Origin of the sequence: Flavimaribacter sediminis (genome assembly GCF_019492055.1) — a bacterium.
GTDB lineage: Bacteria > Pseudomonadota > Alphaproteobacteria > Rhizobiales > Rhizobiaceae > Flavimaribacter > Flavimaribacter sediminis.
Window position 1 is genome coordinate 13,262 of the sequence record NZ_JAICBX010000001.1, and the last position, 15,807, is coordinate 29,068.

Sequence of the window (15,807 nt, forward strand, 5' to 3'; positions counted from 1 at the left end):
ATAAAAATGAGTGATGCCGATCAAAGACCCGCGCGCGGACGACCGCGGACGATGAACGCCGAAAGCGTGCTCGACGTCGCCATGAATGCTTATTGGCAAAGCGATCCGGCTGATGTGTCGGTCAATGCGATCTGTCAGATGGCGGGTATCTCGAAACCCTCGCTTTACCGCGAGTTTGGCAGCGAAGACGGGCTGTCGCGCGCGGTGCTTGACCGCTACGCCGAACAGGTGCTGTCGGAGATGTTCGAGATCCTGCACGGCGGGAAGGGGCTGCGTGGGACGCTTGACGCGCTCATCGACTTCGCGAGCGACGATCCCCGGATGGAAACCGGCTGCCTGTTCTACAAGATGCGCGCGGGCAAGCATCGGCTGGGGCCCGAAACGCGGGCGCGGGTGGAGGAAATCGACGCGGCAGCGCGGGCTGCCTATGTGGCGTTCCTGCAAGCTGCCCGCGATTCCGGTGATTGGCCGGATAGCCTCTCGGTCGAGGCTGGAGCGAAATACCTCGGCGAGCAGATCGCGCTTGCCATCACCCAACGCGCCTCCGGCGAAGAGCCTGCCCGCGTCCGCGAGATGCTGACGCTGGCTCTGTCGGTTTTCAGCCGCTCATGACCGGGTCGCCGCACGCCCTCATGCCCAATTATCTGCGCCTCTTCGCGCTGTTCGGCATCGTCGTCGTCAATGTTCAATACATTGCGTTTTCGGCGCTCTACAGCTTCGCCGACCAGGGCGGAGAGACGGGTGCTGGACGCGATCACCTTGTGGCTGGTGAACGGGCTGGCGCTCTTGAAGACCTATGGGCTCTTCTCCTTCATGTTCGGAGTGGGCCTCGGGTTCCCCTGCCCTCAACCGCCTTCGGCGTTTTCCGTCACCCCTTCTAACGGGGATACCCCGCAACGCCCCATAATGTCGTCCCTTCGGGACGGCGTTGATCTGTTGGGTCGCGCTTCGCGCTTGTAACCTCTCTAGCCAGCTTGTGCCGACCCCGCCGGTCTTTTCCAAGGTCGCCGTCCGGCCCGCCCGCTCCATTCCCCCCGATCAAGTCGGGGGTCCCGTGTTGGCCGGATACCGCCGCTTTGCGGCGCGGCTCTCTTGGAGCCCGTCGGATGTCGGCGCTTCGCCGCCTGAACGCCTTTTCCCAATTCAGTCACTGGTTTGTCGTCGTCGCTCGCCGCTGGGCAGAGGTTCATGCGCGGGGCGTGGGTGTCCTTCGCAGAATGTAACAACTCGACGGAAGGACAAACCGACATGAGCCAAACCAATATCACCCCAGAGCATCGCAGCGCCTTTGAGGCGCTGACGAGCGGGGATTATTCCAACTTTGCCTTGTTCAGCTGCTTTGCGGACGGCGTACCCGCCGCCGCTATCTGCGCCGTGAACAGGGACGGGGAGGATTTCACCATCCGCCCGCTGTTCGTCTCGGTGACGGACAGCATGAGGCTGACAGACCATGACGGACGGGAGGCGGCACAATGAGCACGCTTCTCTTGGCTGACCAGCATGCCCGCATGCTGAAAAATGGCAAAGCCAATGCCGAACGCATGGCCGACGATGGCAACACCCAGGACTTCTGGCCTGTGGTCAAGCTGTTCTGCCCATGGGGAGCGGCAACGTGGTTGCTCTCGGAACTCGACCCCGAGGACGAGGACATTGCCTTTGGGCTTTGTGACCTGGGCTTTGGATGCCCCGAGCTTGGCAGCGTCCGTCTGTCGGAGCTTGCCGCTGTGCGCGGCCCCGCAGGGCTGACCATCGAGCGCGACCGCCATTTCAAGCCAACCAAAAGCCTGACGGCCTATGCCGCCGAGGCATCCGACAAGGGGCGCATTGTCGCCTGACCTGACCCATGCCCCAGCCCTGACGGTCAGGGCTGGGGACAACCAAACCAAAATGAGGAATACGAAAATGACCATTCAAACCATACCGCTGACCAAAATCACCGCAGCCGAGGGCAACCCCCGCCGCAGCATGGACAGTGCCGCCCTTGAGGGGCTGGCCGCCTCCATCCTGTCGGATGGCCTTCTGCAAAATCTTGTAGTCCGCAAAAAGGGACGCAAACTTGAGATTGTTTCGGGCGAGCGGCGGTATCGTGCGCTCTCCCTGTTGGTCGAGCGCGGCGATATCGCCAAGGATTACCCCGTGCCCGTCGAGGTGCGAGGTGATTTGAGCGAGGCCGATGCCTTGCGGCTCGCCACCGTCGAGAATATCCAGCGCGAACAGCTTGCCCCCATGGACGAGGCCGAAGCCTTCGCCACCCTGTTGGGTTCGGGCGCATCCCTTGAGGATGTCGCCGCGAAGGCAGGGGTGTCGGTGCTGACCGTAAAACGCCGTGTGGCGTTGGCCTCTCTCTGTGACGAGGTAAAGGTTCTTGTGCGGGACGGGGAGATTTCCCTTGGTGCCGCCGAGGCCCTGACTCTTGGCACCCATGACCAGCAACGGGCACTCATCGAACGGCTGGAGCAGGGCTATCACTATGACAGCGATGACCTGCGTCACCTGCTGACAGGCGAGAAGCCCGCCGTATCGCTGGCCATCTTTCCGCTGGAACAATACGAGGGCACCTTCACCGCCGACCTGTTTGCCGATGATGACAATACCGTCTTCGATGACGTGGAGCAGTTCTTCACCCTGCAAGAGGCGGCAGTCGCCGCCCTTGCCAAACACCATGGGGAGACCGCTGCCTTCGTCGAGGTGCTGACCGAAAGCTATGCCCCGTGGTGGCAGTATCGTGAGGCCGAGGAAGACGAACAAGGCGGGGTGGTCATTCACTTCAAGCCGTCTGGCCGTGTCGAGGTGCGGGAAGGGCTGGTGCGCCGTGACGTGTCCCCGTCTGTTGCCGAAGAAACCGCAGACGCACCGACCGCCCCCAAGGAGCGGCCCGAATATTCTGGGCCTGTCATCCGCATGATGAGTGCTCATAAGAGCCTTGCCGTGATGGAGACCTTGCTCGCCAATCCCCGCAAGGCCAAGGAGGTGGCCGTCATCAGCCTTTTGAACGGCTTTGACTGGACAGGACGGGTGCGCCTCGATGCCCATCCAGCCCTTGGCTATTTTGTAGGGGAAGACAATCAGCCAACCAGCTACACCGCCCTCGAGCGGGAGGCCGAGGATATGGTGACGGCGCTAGGCATGACGGATAATCGCCGCCCGTCTTACGTCCGACCCGTGCGAGGCGCATGGGAGACGCTGCTTGCCGAGGTCAAGAACCCGACCGCTCTTTATGAGGTGGTGCAGGGCTATTCTGATGAAGAGCTTGACCAGCTGCATCTGTTCCTGACGGCGCTGACTTTCGGGCAGGGCAATATGGATGCGCTCGATACGGGCGACAGCCTGTTCAACCGAGTTGCCGCCGATCTGGACGTATCGATGCGGAATCATTGGACACCCGACGAGGCGTTCCTGACCCGCCGCCGCAAAGACCAGTTGGAGGCCATCGCCAAGGAAGGCGGGGCGGTAACCCGTCTCGGACGGATGAAGGATTACAGCAAGAGCCAGCTTGCCGCTGCCCTTGCCCGTCACTTCCAGCGCTGCGTCGAGGACGATGCGACCTTACCCGAAGAACTACGCAAACGGGCGAATGCATGGCTCCCCGATGCCATGCGGTTCCCCGCCGTGACGGAGGGGGCAGACCTGCCATGGCAGGAAGGGGAGGCCGAGGCAGACGATGTCAATGCAGACGACACGGACGGCGACCCCACGCCCGCCGTCTCGGGCGAGGGCGATACCACGCAAGTGGCCGCCTGACCCCGTCTGCATCCGGGGCGGTGCGGGCAGTCAGCCCGTGCCGCCTTTCTTCTTCATTCTCGGGAGGGTTTCCCCATGCACATCATCGCCGCCATTCTTCTTATCGCCGTGGCCGCATACGCTGCCAATGTCACGGGCAATATCGACGCCGTGGGCTGGGTGCTGCTCGGTGCGCCGTTCGTCATTCCAGTCGGGATGCTTGTCCTGTGGCTGACAGGCAAGCTGTTCGGAGTGCTCTTCGGCGGGACGCGCCGCGACTGAGAATTGGACCGTTTGCCGCCTGTTACGGTGACGGCCACACATGCCGATTACAGCCCGTCTTGGCCTTCAGCCAGGGCGGGCGTTTTCTTGCGCCGTTTCACACCAGCGACAGGGTGATTCAGGTCACGGGGATTGCGCGCGGGCGGCCTCGTGTCGGGTGTGGCGGGCGAGGCCGCCATGGTGAGCCTCCTAAGTGTTTGGTGCGGTCGCATCCCCTCACGTCCTTTCCTGATATGGCCACATTTGAGCCCGTCGCCCGCGCCTGCAACGGCGCGCGGTCGGTTTCTTCCCCGGCCTTCGGCCTTCCTCGCGGACGCTTCGCTTCAAGAAACAGCCCGCTTGCCGTCCTTCACTGCGTTATGGCCCTGCGGGTGCAGGCCCGGTCTTTGACGGTCTCTGACATTGGCCATGGAAAGGTCGCGAAGGGCGCGACCCCCAGACACCAAACTAAGGAGACTATCACCATGGCAACCATCGGCACCTTCACCAAAACCGACAACGGCTTCGCCGGCACCATCCAGACCCTTGGCCTGAAGGCCACCAAGGTCGCCGTGAGCAGCGTCGAGAAAACCGCAGACACCGCCCCGGACTTTCGCATCAAGGCGGGCACGATTGAGCTCGGCGCGGCCTGGCACCGCACCAGCAAGGGTGGCAACGAGTACATCTCGGTCAAGCTGGACGACCCGAGCTTCGCCGCTCCGATCTACGCCAACCTGGTCGAGCAGCAGGACAAGGGATTTGCCCTCATCTGGAGCCGCTAAGGACGACACCATCGCCGCCCGCCACCACGGCGGGCGGCCTTAACCCCAAGGCATTTTTATCAAGGAATTTTGACCATGACGATTATTTTAACCGACGACCAACTGACCATGCTGCATGCGGAAACCGCCCGCCTGACTGAAGAAGCTGAGCGCCTTCTGACAGCCGCCGAAACTTCCGACGATCCCGATGACTGGGACGCATGGAAAGAGGCGGACGGCATTGCGGCAGGCCATACACTTGCCATCCAGTCCATGACGGACGGCAGCGACAAGCTGCTCACCGCCATGAAGGGCCATGCCGAACACCTCGATGCTCGCACGGATGCCATGTGGGAGATCTTCCCTAGCCTGAACTTCGGTGACGAGCATGTCGATGTCAGCTATCGGGCCGAGGGCAGAGCCGAAGGCTACGCCGCCGCCTTGCGCCACATCGAGAACGGCATGACGCCAACTGTTCCCGCGATGTTCGACGTTCCGTTCGATGTCTGGCGGGAGACGTTCAGGCCGCTGGCCAATCCGCACCGCGACCATCCGGACGCCCCTTCGGCGGGTATCTCTTCGATACCTCCGAACCTGAACTGAAGACACTGGCTGAAGCGGATGCCGATTGCATCTGGACGCTCATCGCCGGAGCCGATGACAGCCTTGTCATCGGGAGCGGTTTCCGCAAAGCGGATGCCCTCGGATACTTCATCACGGATCACTGTCCCTACATCGTCGAACCCGTACAATATCCCCTCAACATGGCTGAGTGACAGGTCATCCGGTCAAGCCCAGCGCTGGCGGCAGCGTCGGGTTCTTTTATTCGGTAAATGGCGGAGGAACAGGTCTTCCATCTTCGTCGATCTCCAATGAATAGGTCATCCTGATCGCGTCCCAGATTTCTCGAACGGCGTCCGTGAAGGATGCCCGCTGTTCGTGCGCTTGGGGTTTTGCCCTATTGGGTGGATTGACCGATAGCAGATACCCCAGTCCGGCGAGCAGCGGCAGCATGATGAACAGGAACAACCGGAACCGCCGCCGCTCCGTCTTTCTGGCTCCGAAGTTTGCGTCGTATTTTGCCATTGTGGCCTCTCCGTTTGTTGTTCTTGTTCGGATGCAAGCGGGATCAGGCTAGTCGCACGGTCATGCTCCTGCCTGCGTATTCGGTCGGCGATGCCGTCCTGCAATCATTGTGCGATGGCTCCCTCAATTTATGGACGCGCCCACCAGCGCCCCCGCTGACGTGCCCAGCTTGCCGAAGAGACCGGCATGCTCAATCGGGGGCTTTCCATCCTTCCAGCTGGCCGTGACCGCCGGGCCTTCCTCATTGGGCAAACGTGGCGTCGGCGTCTCCCGCCGCAACGGCGCTGTCCGACTTTCTTCCCCGGTCTTCGACCTTCCTCGCGCAACAAGAAAGACGGTCCTCGCCGTCCTCCACTTCGTTCCGGCCCACTTCAAGTCCCGGTCGGGGCCTTGCCCCTCCGCGCCTCTTGGGGTGCGTCCGGTCGCCTATGCCGCCGCCTTCCGTTGCCCATGGAAGGCCGCGGTCGCGGCCAGGACAAACCGGAAGGAGGAAAGACCATGACTCGATTGAGCAACACCGAAAACCAATTCGACCTGAGCTGGGACGAATACGTCATCGCCGTGGAGGACAGCTACTTGATCGAGGCGGAAGCCGATCTCACCGATGAACAGTATCGGGATGTTAGCACCGCCTTCGACATCGGCATGACCCCGATCGGCTGCGCCATCGCCCTGATGGAAGCCCGCCGCCCGAGACGACCCGCCACGGACTGGCGCATGGCCGCCTGATCCACATTCAGCACTTCGCCGCAAGCACCCCGCCGTTACACCGGCGGGGCTTCCCTTGCGTTCGCCGCCCTCCCGAAACCTGCATCCGCGTGATCATCGAACTCGCCGCCGCCGAGTAGCTGACAGGCCGCAAAGGCAAGCCCGCAAGGTCCCCTCGGCGGGGGGCTTCGCATGTCCGTTACCACCATCAGGCTCGCAGAACTACACCTCGCATAGGCTTGTTGCTGGTTGTTGGGATGTGTTGAGACTTGCAATCGCACCCTGAAAACCGTAGAGTGATGTTGAGATTTTCTGGCGCTAATTGCCTGTTCTGTCATCTTGAATCCTTCACCCACTGGCGGGCGACCCCATAAGAGGGGGAGCATTTTTGAACGACAGGGGGGAGGCAAGATGGATGTTGATCGACAAAAATACCTGACGGGCAGCCTGCGGCCCGCCCTGCCGGACAGCCCCCGAGAGGCGTCCAGCGGGTATTTTCGTGCGTTCAACAGCTCTGGCATTCGACCCCCTTGCGGGGTCTCAAGCGCAGCCCTCTTGCTCTGCGAGGCGTCAGGACAAGGGGAGGCATAGCCCCATGGCCGGACGGCGTCCCAAGGCTCCTGAAGAGCGTCGCACCAAGGTCTGTTATATCCGCCTGACCGAGGCTGAGTGGCGGAAGATTCAGAGCGACGCCATCGATGCCGGACTGCCCTTCGCCACCTATGTCCGCAGCCGCGCGCTCGGTATCAAACCACGGGTCAGACCACAGCGCGACAAGGTCATGGACGCGCTGCTCTACGAGCTGACTTCCATGGCAACGAATCTCGGTCAGCTGGTCGAGGCGACCGGCGACGAGACGTATGGCCCCTGGGCAAACTATGTTGGCGGCGAGCTGGTCAACCGGGTTACTGACCGCTTCGATCTGGCCCCGCTGATCGAGCGGGAGATCGAGGCCATCAACGGCATCGGCCACGCGATCAACGCCATGGCGCGGCGGGCGAACATGGGCAAGGAGATCGACCCCGCCGACCGGGACGAGACGCTCACCATCATGCGCCGGGTGCTCGATCCGCTCCATAAGGCGGTCGCCAAAAAGCCCGTCCAGATCGACGAGGACCCCGACACCGATGCGTCCCCCGATGAGGGGGGCGGGGATGCGCTTTAAGGTTCCACGCCGACAGCCAGAGAGCTTCCGGGCATCCGCCCTTTACCTCGCAGGCGAGATCAAAGGGCTCAGCCCCGACCGGGTGGAATTCGTCGAGGTGCGCAATCTCTTCACCGACAATGCCCGTGCTGCGTCTTCCGTGATGGAAGCGACGGCAGCCAAATCCGTCCGCTGCAAACAGCCCGCCTATCACTTCATGATCACCTTCGATCCGAAGGATGCGGCGGCGGGGAAGGTGACGCCTGAGCTGAAGCGCAAGGTCGCCCAGCAGGTCATCGAGCGGATGGGCCTGACCGAGCATCAGCTCATGGTCTATTCCCATCAGGACACCGAGCATCCGCACATGCATTTTCTGGTGAACCGCATCCATCCGCAAAAGCACGTCGCCTATGACCGCCATCAGGACGGCAAGCGGCTGACCGGGATTGTCCATGAGCTCGCCCGCGAGCACGGGCTCAACATCCTGCGCAATCGGGAATACGAGCGCCAGCTTGGCCGGGACGTGGATGACCTCGCGCCTGCCCTCAGCGATGGGGAATACTGGAAGACGAGACGAGAAGAGCGGGAAGCGCTCATCCCCCTTGGCAAGGATGCGACCGCCGATCTGCGCCGCCGCCTGAAAGACGATTTTTACCAGTCTCAGACCTGGGCCGAGCTGAACCATCGGCTAACCCAGAAGGGTATCACCATGGAGCGGAAGGGGCAGGGCCTGATCCTGTCCGACGGCGAGCGTTTCGCCAAGCTGTCCGACATGGGCAAGGGGGTACGGTTCAACACGCTGGAGGAGCGGTTCGGGGAGCGCTTCGATGACTTCATGGCGAACCGTGCGGCCGAGATCGCCCGCGACGACCGGGAAGGACAGAAGGCCCTCGATACCAGTGACCTGGAGCCGGAAGAGCGCAGCACCGTCGAAGGCATGCTCGCGGGCGACATCGACACCTCGCCCGAAGGCGATGCCGTTCGCCGTGCCGACCAAGCAGACATGGATTATCGCTACTGGATTCAGATCGAGGCCGCCTATCGCAGTCGCAAGGGCCGCGTCCGCTATGCCGAGCAGCAGGAAGTCTGGCATGCCAGACAGGCAGAACGGGAGGCAGGCTGGATCACGAAGCGGGAGGCCAGTTTCCTCGAAGGGCTGAGCAAGGTCTACAAGGATGCGAACAAGGCCCGCACCCGTTGGGATGACCTGGAGAAAAAGCTGGGCATCAAGGAGGCTGAGGACGCCATACGGAAAGACCCCTTCCTGTTGGGCGCGGTCAAGGGGGTTCGGATCGGTGATTACCGCACCCGTGACCGGGCGGAGGCCAAGAAGTCATTCCGCTACATCATGCAGCGCCGCCAGAAGCTGCGGGACGCGCGCCTGAAACACGGTCAGGCCCATCATGAGATCGAGCAGGCCCGCCGCCGCACTAAGGCCGCCGTGCGGGATCTGGAGATCATCCAGAATATCGCAGGCAGTCCCGCCGAACTCCGCAAGCGCCTGGCTGCCAAGATCGCAGCCCGTGCACGTGCCCTGGAGCGGCTGAGCGAGAAGGCGCTCAAGCGTGCCAACCTGGCCGATGACCGCAAGGAACAGTTGGAGCGGGCATGGCGGCTGCACAAGAAGCGGCAGCTGGAGCGGGAACGCACCAAAGAAAGAGGCCGGCCCTTCGGGCTCGACCTCGATCTGTTTGATGATTGATGAAAACATTCACTTCAATATTGGGGGAAGGGAAATGACCGACACAAAGATAGTTTTTGCTTGCGATGAGTCTGGTGCGAAAGGCTATGCCGACCAGGCGGAATCATTCCCGGGAGAGGTGGGAGTGTTCGCTGGTGTATTGGTTCCAGAGGAATGCGAAGGCGTCGCGAGGCAGGAATTTCAAGCAATTCTCGACAAATATGCACCGAAGTCTGGGAAGTTGCATATCGCCGATTTGCCCGAGGGACAACAAGAGGGGCTGCGGCGAGACGTTTATGCAGCCATACGAAAACTGAACTTACCTTGTTTTTGGTATGCAATCCACGTGGAGGGATTGCGTACTTGGCATGAAATGCAGCGCAAAATTATTGAAGAGGCGAGGATGTCTGCGTCACTTCACCGGCCAGAACCACGAGTAAAGCAGGGCAGTGTTCGAGACAAGCCGCCTTCAATGCACGAGGAGTTGTTTGCAGGTTTGTATTCTCACATCATCGCGTTTTTGGAAGAACGAAGCCGCAAGAAAGTTTCGGTAGAAATTAGGACTGATCAGATTGACAGTCCAATTGTAAAAAATTTCGAATCTGTTGCGAAACGGCTATTGAGCGATGACCCGTACCTAACAACCGTCAAAGGCTGGGATACCATTACTAAAAAAGTTGTTGAAGGCAGGGTTGAGGTCGGCGTCAATATTCCGCCGAGCTTGAAACTAGAAGTAGTTGTGACAGAGCTCGCCATCAACGTTGTGCGTGAGGGAGACGGATATGTTCTCGCAGCTGATGTACTCGCCAATAGCCTAAACTACCTCTTCAAGAATCGAAGTTCTTCGGAGCTCTATAAGCCATTGAACCATCCTGACGCGGTTATCGAACATCCAATCGCGGAAAACCTTGCGGCATTCTGCGATTGGGGTTCAGGCGACCCTATCGGCGATAAGCTCTACAGCCATCCCAAAGCCCAAGAGTCATGTCTATGACTTTGACTGGGTGGGTTGCTGAATGAGGTCTCCATAGTATGACCTCGGTCTGTTCAATGATAGAGGCTATTATTCCAGCAATCCCCGGAAGTAGGGGATGCCGTTGACCGGATCGTGCCATCCGATATCGAACGTGACGGGGCGCTGATCCCTATCCGTTATGGCCGTCCCCCGGCACTTTCGCTGCGCATCGGATTGTCCGGCAACTTCGGTGACATCGACAATATCGATCACCGGCACGGGACCGGCGGCGTGGAGCCCGTCGCGCACATGGTAGACCGTCATCGGTGCGTCACACCTAGGCAACTCGTCGAACAAGGCTCCCGCATATGCAGTGGAGGGGATGAATGGCGCCGACATCATGAAGGTCGCAGCTATCAGAATCTTTGCATCTTTGAAAAATTGCATGGTGAAATCCTTTCATTGAATTTGGGGGACGGCGGCGCTGACACTCGGATCAGCGCTTTCGCCATTGTTGGAAACGCTCGCGTCGAAGCGCTTGCGGAAATACCGGTCGGTAAAATACCTGACCTTCTCGGCCAGGATCGGTTTGCAGCCCTGCACGAAGACCAGCATCTGGTTCTCCGGCAGGAGCATGATCTCGGCTGGTGACAGCAGCGGGCGTCCCGTCTCGGCCACGGTCTCGTTGAAGTTTGTCGCCATCCAGAGCCATGGGAACCGCCCTGATCGACTGCCGCTTCGGGTGCGCACGGTGCGTTGCCCCAGCATGCCCGACAGCAATTCCGCCGTTTGCGTGTCCTGCACGTTGAACGCCTGTCTGACCGCGCAGTTGGCGATCATGGAGCGCCATTTGACATAGGTCTTCTGCAGCTGGTCGAGGTCCTGCACGAACAGCCAGAGGGTCGCACCATAACCGGCGAGATAGCCGATGCCGTCTTCGATGGGCCGCATGTGCCCAAGGGCGGGCAGCTCGTCGAGCAGGAACAGCACCGGATGCTTAGGGCGCTTCGCTTCCCGTGTCATGGCGGCAGTGGCAAGGCCCACCATGAGCCGTAGAACCGGCTGGTAGACGGCGACATATTCCGGCGGGATGATGATGAACAGCGATAGCGTCTCACGCTTCAGATCTTCCATCTTGAACGAAGAGTGGTTCGTCGCCGCTTGAAGCAGTGGGCTATCGAACGGCTCCAGGCGACTTTGCGCTGTTGAGATGACAGCGCCGCGTTCCTTGTCCTCTTTCTGGGAAAAGCCCCGTCCAATCGTGCTGATCACGATATGCGGGGATTGCGCCATGGCATTGATGACGGCTTCGAAGCCTGACCGATCCCGCATCAGCAATGCCCGGACACGATGCAGATTCCGTTCCTGAGGTTTGCGCTCAAGCGCCACATGCAGCAACAGGCCAGTCAGCAGAGTCCGCGCTTCCCGTTCCCAGTGATTGGCTTCCTTCCCATCGGGAGCGACCAGCATCTCTGCGATCATGCGGGCGTCGTCTACCTCGTTCGGCGTGAAGGTTCGAATGAAATCCAGCGGGTTATAGCCGTGACCGCCGAGGGTCGGGTCGAAGGGCGCGAAGGCGATAACCCGTCCCTGCGTTTCGCGGTACGCTCGCGTGACGGCGTGGTTCTCGCCCTTAATATCCGTCACAACGACTGAACCAGGGTGGTCCAGCAAGTTCGGGATGACGGCGCCGACGCCCTTGCCGGAACGTGTCGGGGCGAAGGTTAGAAGGTGACCTGGTTTGGCGTGACGGATGAAACGCCATCTGGACTTGCCGATAATCAGGCCGCGCCTAAACAGTCCTGCATGACGCAAGTCCGACGTCCTGGCGAATGCGGCTGTGCCGAAAACCTCGGTCGCGGCGCCAAAAAGTCTGTGAAGCCCCACTGCGATCAGAACCAGCACGGCCGATATTGCCAGCATGCCAATCCAGACGAGCGGTCCGCCAACGATCATGTAATAAGCTAGAAGGCCAAGGCCCGTCAGCGCAAAAAACCAAACTGGAAAGCGAAAGAGCATAAAGCGCGAAAAGCGCACAAAAAACGTCAATAACTCCATAATTGAAGCCCTCAGTAAACTAATATCGAAACCAAAAATTTATGGCTTCTAATAAAAATTCTTAACTGACGGCTGAATCATGGATGAAAATGCACTACAATAAAGACGTTGCCAGCCTCCCTGTCTTCTACTCAGTTGACTTGATCGAAACCAATAGAGGCTGGCAACGCCTATGTTTATGTTAACTCGTGCAAATTTTTGATTGTCACCCAAAATAATGCAATCAAAATCCAATTGATATGTGTTTTCACTGGACCCAGCAGCAATGCTGAGATGCCGAATTCTTCTGCGGATACTTGCTGCACAAAATAATGGAGCGAATTTGACGGTTGATTTACGGCTATGCCCGCGTCTCGAAATCTGAAGGTCAGGATACGGCCGCACAGATTGCTGCGCTGAAGGCAGCGGGTGCCGAGACCATCTTCGAAGACGCAGCCTCCGGAGGGCGCTTCGATCGGCCAGCACTGCAAAAGCTTCTCGATGCGGTTGCGCCGGATGACGTTGTCATCGTCTGGAAACTTGACCGCCTTTCCCGTTCCCTCATGGACCTTCTGCGCATTATGGACCGCCTCGAAAAGGCAGGTGGAGGCTTCAGATCGCTGACCGAGGCCATAGACACTACGACGCCGGCCGGCCGGATGATGATGCAGATGCTGGGCAGTGTAGCGGAATTCGAGCGGGAGATGATCAGGGAGCGCACCCGCGCTGGCCTTGCCCATGCCCGTGAGCAGGGCCGCCAACTTGGCCGTCGCCGTGCCCTCACCAGCGATCAGCGCCGCAAGGCGCTGCGCTGGATTCAGGAAGGTCAGAGCCAGGCTGAAATCGCTCGTACCTTCGGCGTTCACCGTTCGACAATCAACCGCCTCACCACAACAGAGTAGTGGGTGAGGGCCTTGGCGCCTCACCGTCCGAGTAACGTGTCACTCCTGTGAGATCCACTTTCATAATGACGCCTACGATGAAAACTGCATCACTTTGTTGATGTTCGGTGCAAAGCGCTGTACCCCTTGGGTAGATTCCATGGAGCCGAAATGTCCGAGCGCCGAAAAAAGACCACCAGACTGACTGTAAGCCTCGATGACGAGGATTACGCCGCCCTGACAGCCATCGCTGAGAAAAGCGATGTTTCCCTATCGTGGGTTATCCGTCAGGCGATCCATCGGTTTGTCCAGGAGCATGGAGCACATCCTGAGTTGCCTCTTAGGCTCGCTGGAAGTGGCGGAAAAGAGGGCCAAAGTACATGATCCCCACCGCCACAGCCCTCATCGATTTTCTTGCCGGAAGAGGAACTATTCGTGTCACGCCTCACTGATCTGATTACGCAGGCGAAAGCCAAGGACCCGTCCCTTGGGCAGGAGCTGGAACGGGAATTCAAGGTATTGTCCGCCCGCCGTTCGTTCGGCCTCAATTTCGAGCGTCACCGCCCCGAAAGCGTCGAGCTGCCAGGCCGTCCTGTGCGCAAGGGTGACAAGGTGCGCATCCTGCCGCCGCGCGGCGAGACTAAAAAAGGCGACCAGCGGCTTTGGAAAGTCCGGAGCCTGTCCGGGAAGGGCGCAGAGCGGAAGGCCCTTGTTGAACTGATCGGCGCGGAAGAGCCGGAAACACAAGAGGTGCCGGTTACCGACCTCGTGGTTGTCGCGGAATTTCGCGACTACATCTACCCTGGGCTCGTCAGCACGGGAAAAGTCGAGCGTGGAGTCGATAAACCTTTCCACACCGTGATCAATGGCGAGAATTTCCATGCACTTGAAGCACTGACATTTACGCATCGGGGTAAGATTGACGTCATCTACATCGACCCACCCTATAATTCTGGGGCGCGCGATTGGAAGTACAACAACGATTACGTTGGAGAGGAAGATCTTTATCGCCACTCTAAGTGGCTCGCATTTATCGAGCGCAGACTTAAAGTCGCTCGCGACTTGCTTAGCGCCGAGTCTTCAGTGCTTATTGTCACTATAGATGAGAAGGAATGTTTGCGACTGGGGTTGCTTCTTGAGCAAACCTTTCCAGAGGCGCGAATTCAGATGATATCGTCCTCTATTAACCCTGCTGCCCAGGCTCGAACAGGTTCATTTGCTCGGATTGATGAATACGTCTTCGTTGTGATGATTGGGTCAATCGCACCTGCGCGCCTTCCGCTTAGCCGCGATTGGGTCAGTTCAAAAGGTCGCACCCACACCGGCAAAGCCCGTTGGGACTTGCTGAGGCGCTCTGGCACAGCTGCGCAACGCAAGGACTCGCCTGGGGGATTTTACGCAATCTACGTGGACCAGGAAAGCAAAGCTGTTGTTGATATAGGCGAACCGCTATCGCCGGGTGACTCAACTCCGGCTCCCGGCCCAATAGGAAGCACACCGATTCTCCCAATACGGAAAGATGGGACCGAGGGACGCTGGCAAGTGTCGCCTGACACCCTGAGAAGTTATCACGGCCAAGGGCGCGTAAAGATAGGCGGAGATCAAGATAAGGGATTCACAGTCTATTATCTGAAGCCTGGCGAGTGGAAGAAAGTTCAAAGCGGTGAGTACGAGTCGCTAGGAATCGGGCCGGATGGGGCTTTGATGCTCTCTGAAAATGAAACATCTGGTGAAAACGTACTGGCGATACCTTCAACTCAGTGGTCTATCCCATCACATGACGCAACACAGTACGGTAGTCGCTTGCTTATAAAAATTATTCCCCAAAGGCGATTTCCGTTCCCTAAGAGCTTGTACGCAGTCGAAGATGTCCTGCGATTTTTTATTGTCGAAAGGAAACGAGCGGTAGTTCTGGATTTTTTCAGTGGGTCCGGCACAACAGCTCACGCAGTCATGCGGCTAAACCGGCAGGATGGTGGTCGCCGCCAGTGTATCTCGGTAACAAACAACGAAGTTGCTGCCGACGAACAGACTTCGCTACGAAGGGATGGTTTGCGACCCGGTGATCCCGATTGGGAGAAATGGGGCATTTGCGACTACATCACCAAGCCTCGCATCGCCGCTGCGATCACTGGGAAGACGCCAGACGGCGATCCCATCGAGGGCGATTACAAGTTCACGGACGAATTTCCCATGGCCGAGGGATTCGAGGAGAACGCCGAGTTCTTCACCCTGTCCTACGAAACGCCGGTCTCGGTCAGCCACAATCGCGCGTTCGCGCGCGTTGCGCCGCTCCTGTGGATGCGGGCGGGCAGTGAAGGTCGGCGGATCGATGCAATCCCAGCCGACGGTTGGGAAGTGGCGGACACTTACGGCCTGCTGACTGACTTGGACAAAGCGACCGCCTTTTGCAAAACAGTCGAGGCCAAGGGCACCATTCGCATTGCGTATATCGTGACGGATGACGACCGACGTTTCCAGGCTGTCACGCGCCACTTGCCCGATGCCGTCGAGCCGGTACGGCTCTACGAGTCGTATCTGACCAATTTCCGATTCTCGATGGGGCGCTGAGT

At 59.4% G+C, this 15,807-nt stretch carries 18 protein-coding genes; 15 read left to right on the forward strand and 3 right to left on the reverse strand.

Annotated features, from left to right (window positions below):
• The first annotated feature begins 6 nt into the window (after window positions 1-6).
• The 8 genes from K1W69_RS00075 to K1W69_RS00110 all read left to right on the forward strand — a co-directional run bounded on the left by K1W69_RS00075 (window position 7) and on the right by K1W69_RS00110 (window position 5,345).
• Window positions 7-612, forward strand: a complete 606-nt coding sequence (locus K1W69_RS00075; protein ID WP_220226298.1) for a TetR/AcrR family transcriptional regulator — start codon at window positions 7-9, stop codon at window positions 610-612.
• Window positions 609-881, forward strand: a complete 273-nt coding sequence (locus tag K1W69_RS00080) for a hypothetical protein (protein ID WP_220226299.1) — start codon at window positions 609-611, stop codon at window positions 879-881. Before K1W69_RS00075 ends, K1W69_RS00080 begins: the two co-directional genes overlap by 4 nt.
• A gap of 367 nt (window positions 882-1,248) precedes the next feature.
• A complete protein-coding gene (locus K1W69_RS00085) occupies window positions 1,249-1,476 on the forward strand; it encodes a hypothetical protein (RefSeq protein ID WP_220226300.1) in 228 nt (75 codons plus the stop codon).
• Window positions 1,473-1,835 carry a DUF2958 domain-containing protein gene (locus tag K1W69_RS00090; protein ID WP_220226301.1) on the forward strand — a complete coding sequence of 121 codons (363 nt, stop codon included), beginning with the start codon at window positions 1,473-1,475 and terminating at the stop codon, window positions 1,833-1,835. Before K1W69_RS00085 ends, K1W69_RS00090 begins: the two co-directional genes overlap by 4 nt.
• A gap of 67 nt (window positions 1,836-1,902) precedes the next feature.
• A complete protein-coding gene (locus K1W69_RS00095; protein ID WP_220226302.1) occupies window positions 1,903-3,741 on the forward strand; it encodes a ParB/RepB/Spo0J family partition protein in 1,839 nt (612 codons plus the stop codon).
• Window positions 3,742-3,816: 75 nt separating this feature from the next.
• On the forward strand, window positions 3,817-4,002 hold the full coding sequence (locus K1W69_RS00100; RefSeq protein ID WP_220226303.1) for a hypothetical protein: 186 nt from the start codon (window positions 3,817-3,819) through the stop codon (window positions 4,000-4,002).
• Window positions 4,003-4,466: 464 nt separating this feature from the next.
• Window positions 4,467-4,763: a DUF736 domain-containing protein gene (locus K1W69_RS00105; protein ID WP_220226304.1), complete on the forward strand. Its 297-nt coding sequence runs from the start codon at window positions 4,467-4,469 to the stop codon at window positions 4,761-4,763.
• A gap of 75 nt (window positions 4,764-4,838) precedes the next feature.
• Window positions 4,839-5,345 (forward strand): hypothetical protein, encoded by a 507-nt coding sequence (locus K1W69_RS00110; RefSeq protein WP_220226305.1) that lies wholly within the window; start codon window positions 4,839-4,841, stop codon window positions 5,343-5,345.
• 219 nt (window positions 5,346-5,564) lie between these two features.
• Here K1W69_RS00110 and K1W69_RS00115 read toward each other — a convergent pair whose 3' ends face one another.
• Window positions 5,565-5,828 (reverse strand): hypothetical protein, encoded by a 264-nt coding sequence (locus tag K1W69_RS00115; RefSeq protein WP_220226306.1) that lies wholly within the window; start codon window positions 5,826-5,828, stop codon window positions 5,565-5,567.
• Window positions 5,829-6,326: 498 nt separating this feature from the next.
• On the opposite strand from K1W69_RS00115, the gene K1W69_RS00120 reads away from it, so the two are divergent.
• The 4 genes from K1W69_RS00120 (at window position 6,327) to K1W69_RS00135 (ending at window position 10,355) form a co-directional block, all read left to right on the forward strand.
• Window positions 6,327-6,557: a hypothetical protein gene (locus K1W69_RS00120; protein WP_220226307.1), complete on the forward strand. Its 231-nt coding sequence runs from the start codon at window positions 6,327-6,329 to the stop codon at window positions 6,555-6,557.
• Window positions 6,558-7,131: 574 nt separating this feature from the next.
• Window positions 7,132-7,701, forward strand: a complete 570-nt coding sequence (locus K1W69_RS00125) for a plasmid mobilization protein (protein ID WP_220226308.1) — start codon at window positions 7,132-7,134, stop codon at window positions 7,699-7,701.
• On the forward strand, window positions 7,691-9,382 hold the full coding sequence (locus K1W69_RS00130; RefSeq protein WP_220226309.1) for a relaxase/mobilization nuclease domain-containing protein: 1,692 nt from the start codon (window positions 7,691-7,693) through the stop codon (window positions 9,380-9,382). The genes K1W69_RS00125 and K1W69_RS00130 overlap by 11 nt, the downstream gene beginning before the upstream one ends.
• A 34-nt stretch (window positions 9,383-9,416) precedes the next feature.
• Window positions 9,417-10,355, forward strand: coding sequence for a hypothetical protein (locus K1W69_RS00135; RefSeq protein WP_220226310.1), 939 nt, complete (start codon window positions 9,417-9,419; stop codon window positions 10,353-10,355).
• A 69-nt stretch (window positions 10,356-10,424) separates the two neighbouring features.
• On the opposite strand, the gene K1W69_RS00140 is transcribed toward K1W69_RS00135, so the two are convergent.
• Window positions 10,425-10,763 (reverse strand): hypothetical protein, encoded by a 339-nt coding sequence (locus tag K1W69_RS00140; protein ID WP_220226311.1) that lies wholly within the window; start codon window positions 10,761-10,763, stop codon window positions 10,425-10,427.
• Window positions 10,764-10,775: 12 nt separating this feature from the next.
• On the reverse strand, window positions 10,776-12,239 hold the full coding sequence (locus tag K1W69_RS00145) for a type IV secretory system conjugative DNA transfer family protein (RefSeq protein WP_220226312.1): 1,464 nt from the start codon (window positions 12,237-12,239) through the stop codon (window positions 10,776-10,778).
• 464 nt (window positions 12,240-12,703) lie between these two features.
• Here K1W69_RS00145 and K1W69_RS00150 point away from each other — a divergent pair, with 464 nt between their 5' ends.
• From K1W69_RS00150 to K1W69_RS00160, 3 genes are all read left to right on the forward strand, one after another.
• A complete protein-coding gene (locus tag K1W69_RS00150; protein WP_220226313.1) occupies window positions 12,704-13,255 on the forward strand; it encodes a recombinase family protein in 552 nt (183 codons plus the stop codon).
• Window positions 13,256-13,405: 150 nt separating this feature from the next.
• Window positions 13,406-13,618 (forward strand): ribbon-helix-helix protein, CopG family, encoded by a 213-nt coding sequence (locus K1W69_RS27365; protein ID WP_220226314.1) that lies wholly within the window; start codon window positions 13,406-13,408, stop codon window positions 13,616-13,618.
• Window positions 13,619-13,669: 51 nt separating this feature from the next.
• Complete coding sequence (locus K1W69_RS00160) at window positions 13,670-15,805, forward strand: site-specific DNA-methyltransferase (RefSeq protein ID WP_370688153.1); 2,136 nt, start codon at window positions 13,670-13,672, stop codon at window positions 15,803-15,805.
• Window positions 15,806-15,807 lie beyond the last annotated feature (2 nt).

Excerpts from the sequence above, each read along its gene's own strand:
- K1W69_RS27365 (WP_220226314.1), top strand. The coding sequence starts at position 13,406 with ATGTCCGAGCGCCGAAAAAAGACCACCAGACTGACTGTAAGCCTCGAT.
- K1W69_RS00075 (WP_220226298.1), top strand. The coding sequence starts at position 7 with ATGAGTGATGCCGATCAAAGACCCGCGCGCGGACGACCGCGGACGATG.
- K1W69_RS00100 (WP_220226303.1), top strand. The coding sequence starts at position 3,817 with ATGCACATCATCGCCGCCATTCTTCTTATCGCCGTGGCCGCATACGCT.
- K1W69_RS00135 (WP_220226310.1), top strand. The coding sequence starts at position 9,417 with ATGACCGACACAAAGATAGTTTTTGCTTGCGATGAGTCTGGTGCGAAA.
- K1W69_RS00110 (WP_220226305.1), top strand. The coding sequence starts at position 4,839 with ATGACGATTATTTTAACCGACGACCAACTGACCATGCTGCATGCGGAA.
- K1W69_RS00125 (WP_220226308.1), top strand. The coding sequence starts at position 7,132 with ATGGCCGGACGGCGTCCCAAGGCTCCTGAAGAGCGTCGCACCAAGGTC.
- K1W69_RS00140 (WP_220226311.1), bottom strand. The coding sequence starts at position 10,763 with ATGCAATTTTTCAAAGATGCAAAGATTCTGATAGCTGCGACCTTCATG.
- K1W69_RS00145 (WP_220226312.1), bottom strand. The coding sequence starts at position 12,239 with ATGCTGGCAATATCGGCCGTGCTGGTTCTGATCGCAGTGGGGCTTCAC.
- K1W69_RS00105 (WP_220226304.1), top strand. The coding sequence starts at position 4,467 with ATGGCAACCATCGGCACCTTCACCAAAACCGACAACGGCTTCGCCGGC.
- K1W69_RS00130 (WP_220226309.1), top strand. The coding sequence starts at position 7,691 with ATGCGCTTTAAGGTTCCACGCCGACAGCCAGAGAGCTTCCGGGCATCC.
- K1W69_RS00090 (WP_220226301.1), top strand. The coding sequence starts at position 1,473 with ATGAGCACGCTTCTCTTGGCTGACCAGCATGCCCGCATGCTGAAAAAT.
- K1W69_RS00095 (WP_220226302.1), top strand. The coding sequence starts at position 1,903 with ATGACCATTCAAACCATACCGCTGACCAAAATCACCGCAGCCGAGGGC.
- K1W69_RS00085 (WP_220226300.1), top strand. The coding sequence starts at position 1,249 with ATGAGCCAAACCAATATCACCCCAGAGCATCGCAGCGCCTTTGAGGCG.
- K1W69_RS00120 (WP_220226307.1), top strand. The coding sequence starts at position 6,327 with ATGACTCGATTGAGCAACACCGAAAACCAATTCGACCTGAGCTGGGAC.
- K1W69_RS00080 (WP_220226299.1), top strand. The coding sequence starts at position 609 with ATGACCGGGTCGCCGCACGCCCTCATGCCCAATTATCTGCGCCTCTTC.
- K1W69_RS00115 (WP_220226306.1), bottom strand. The coding sequence starts at position 5,828 with ATGGCAAAATACGACGCAAACTTCGGAGCCAGAAAGACGGAGCGGCGG.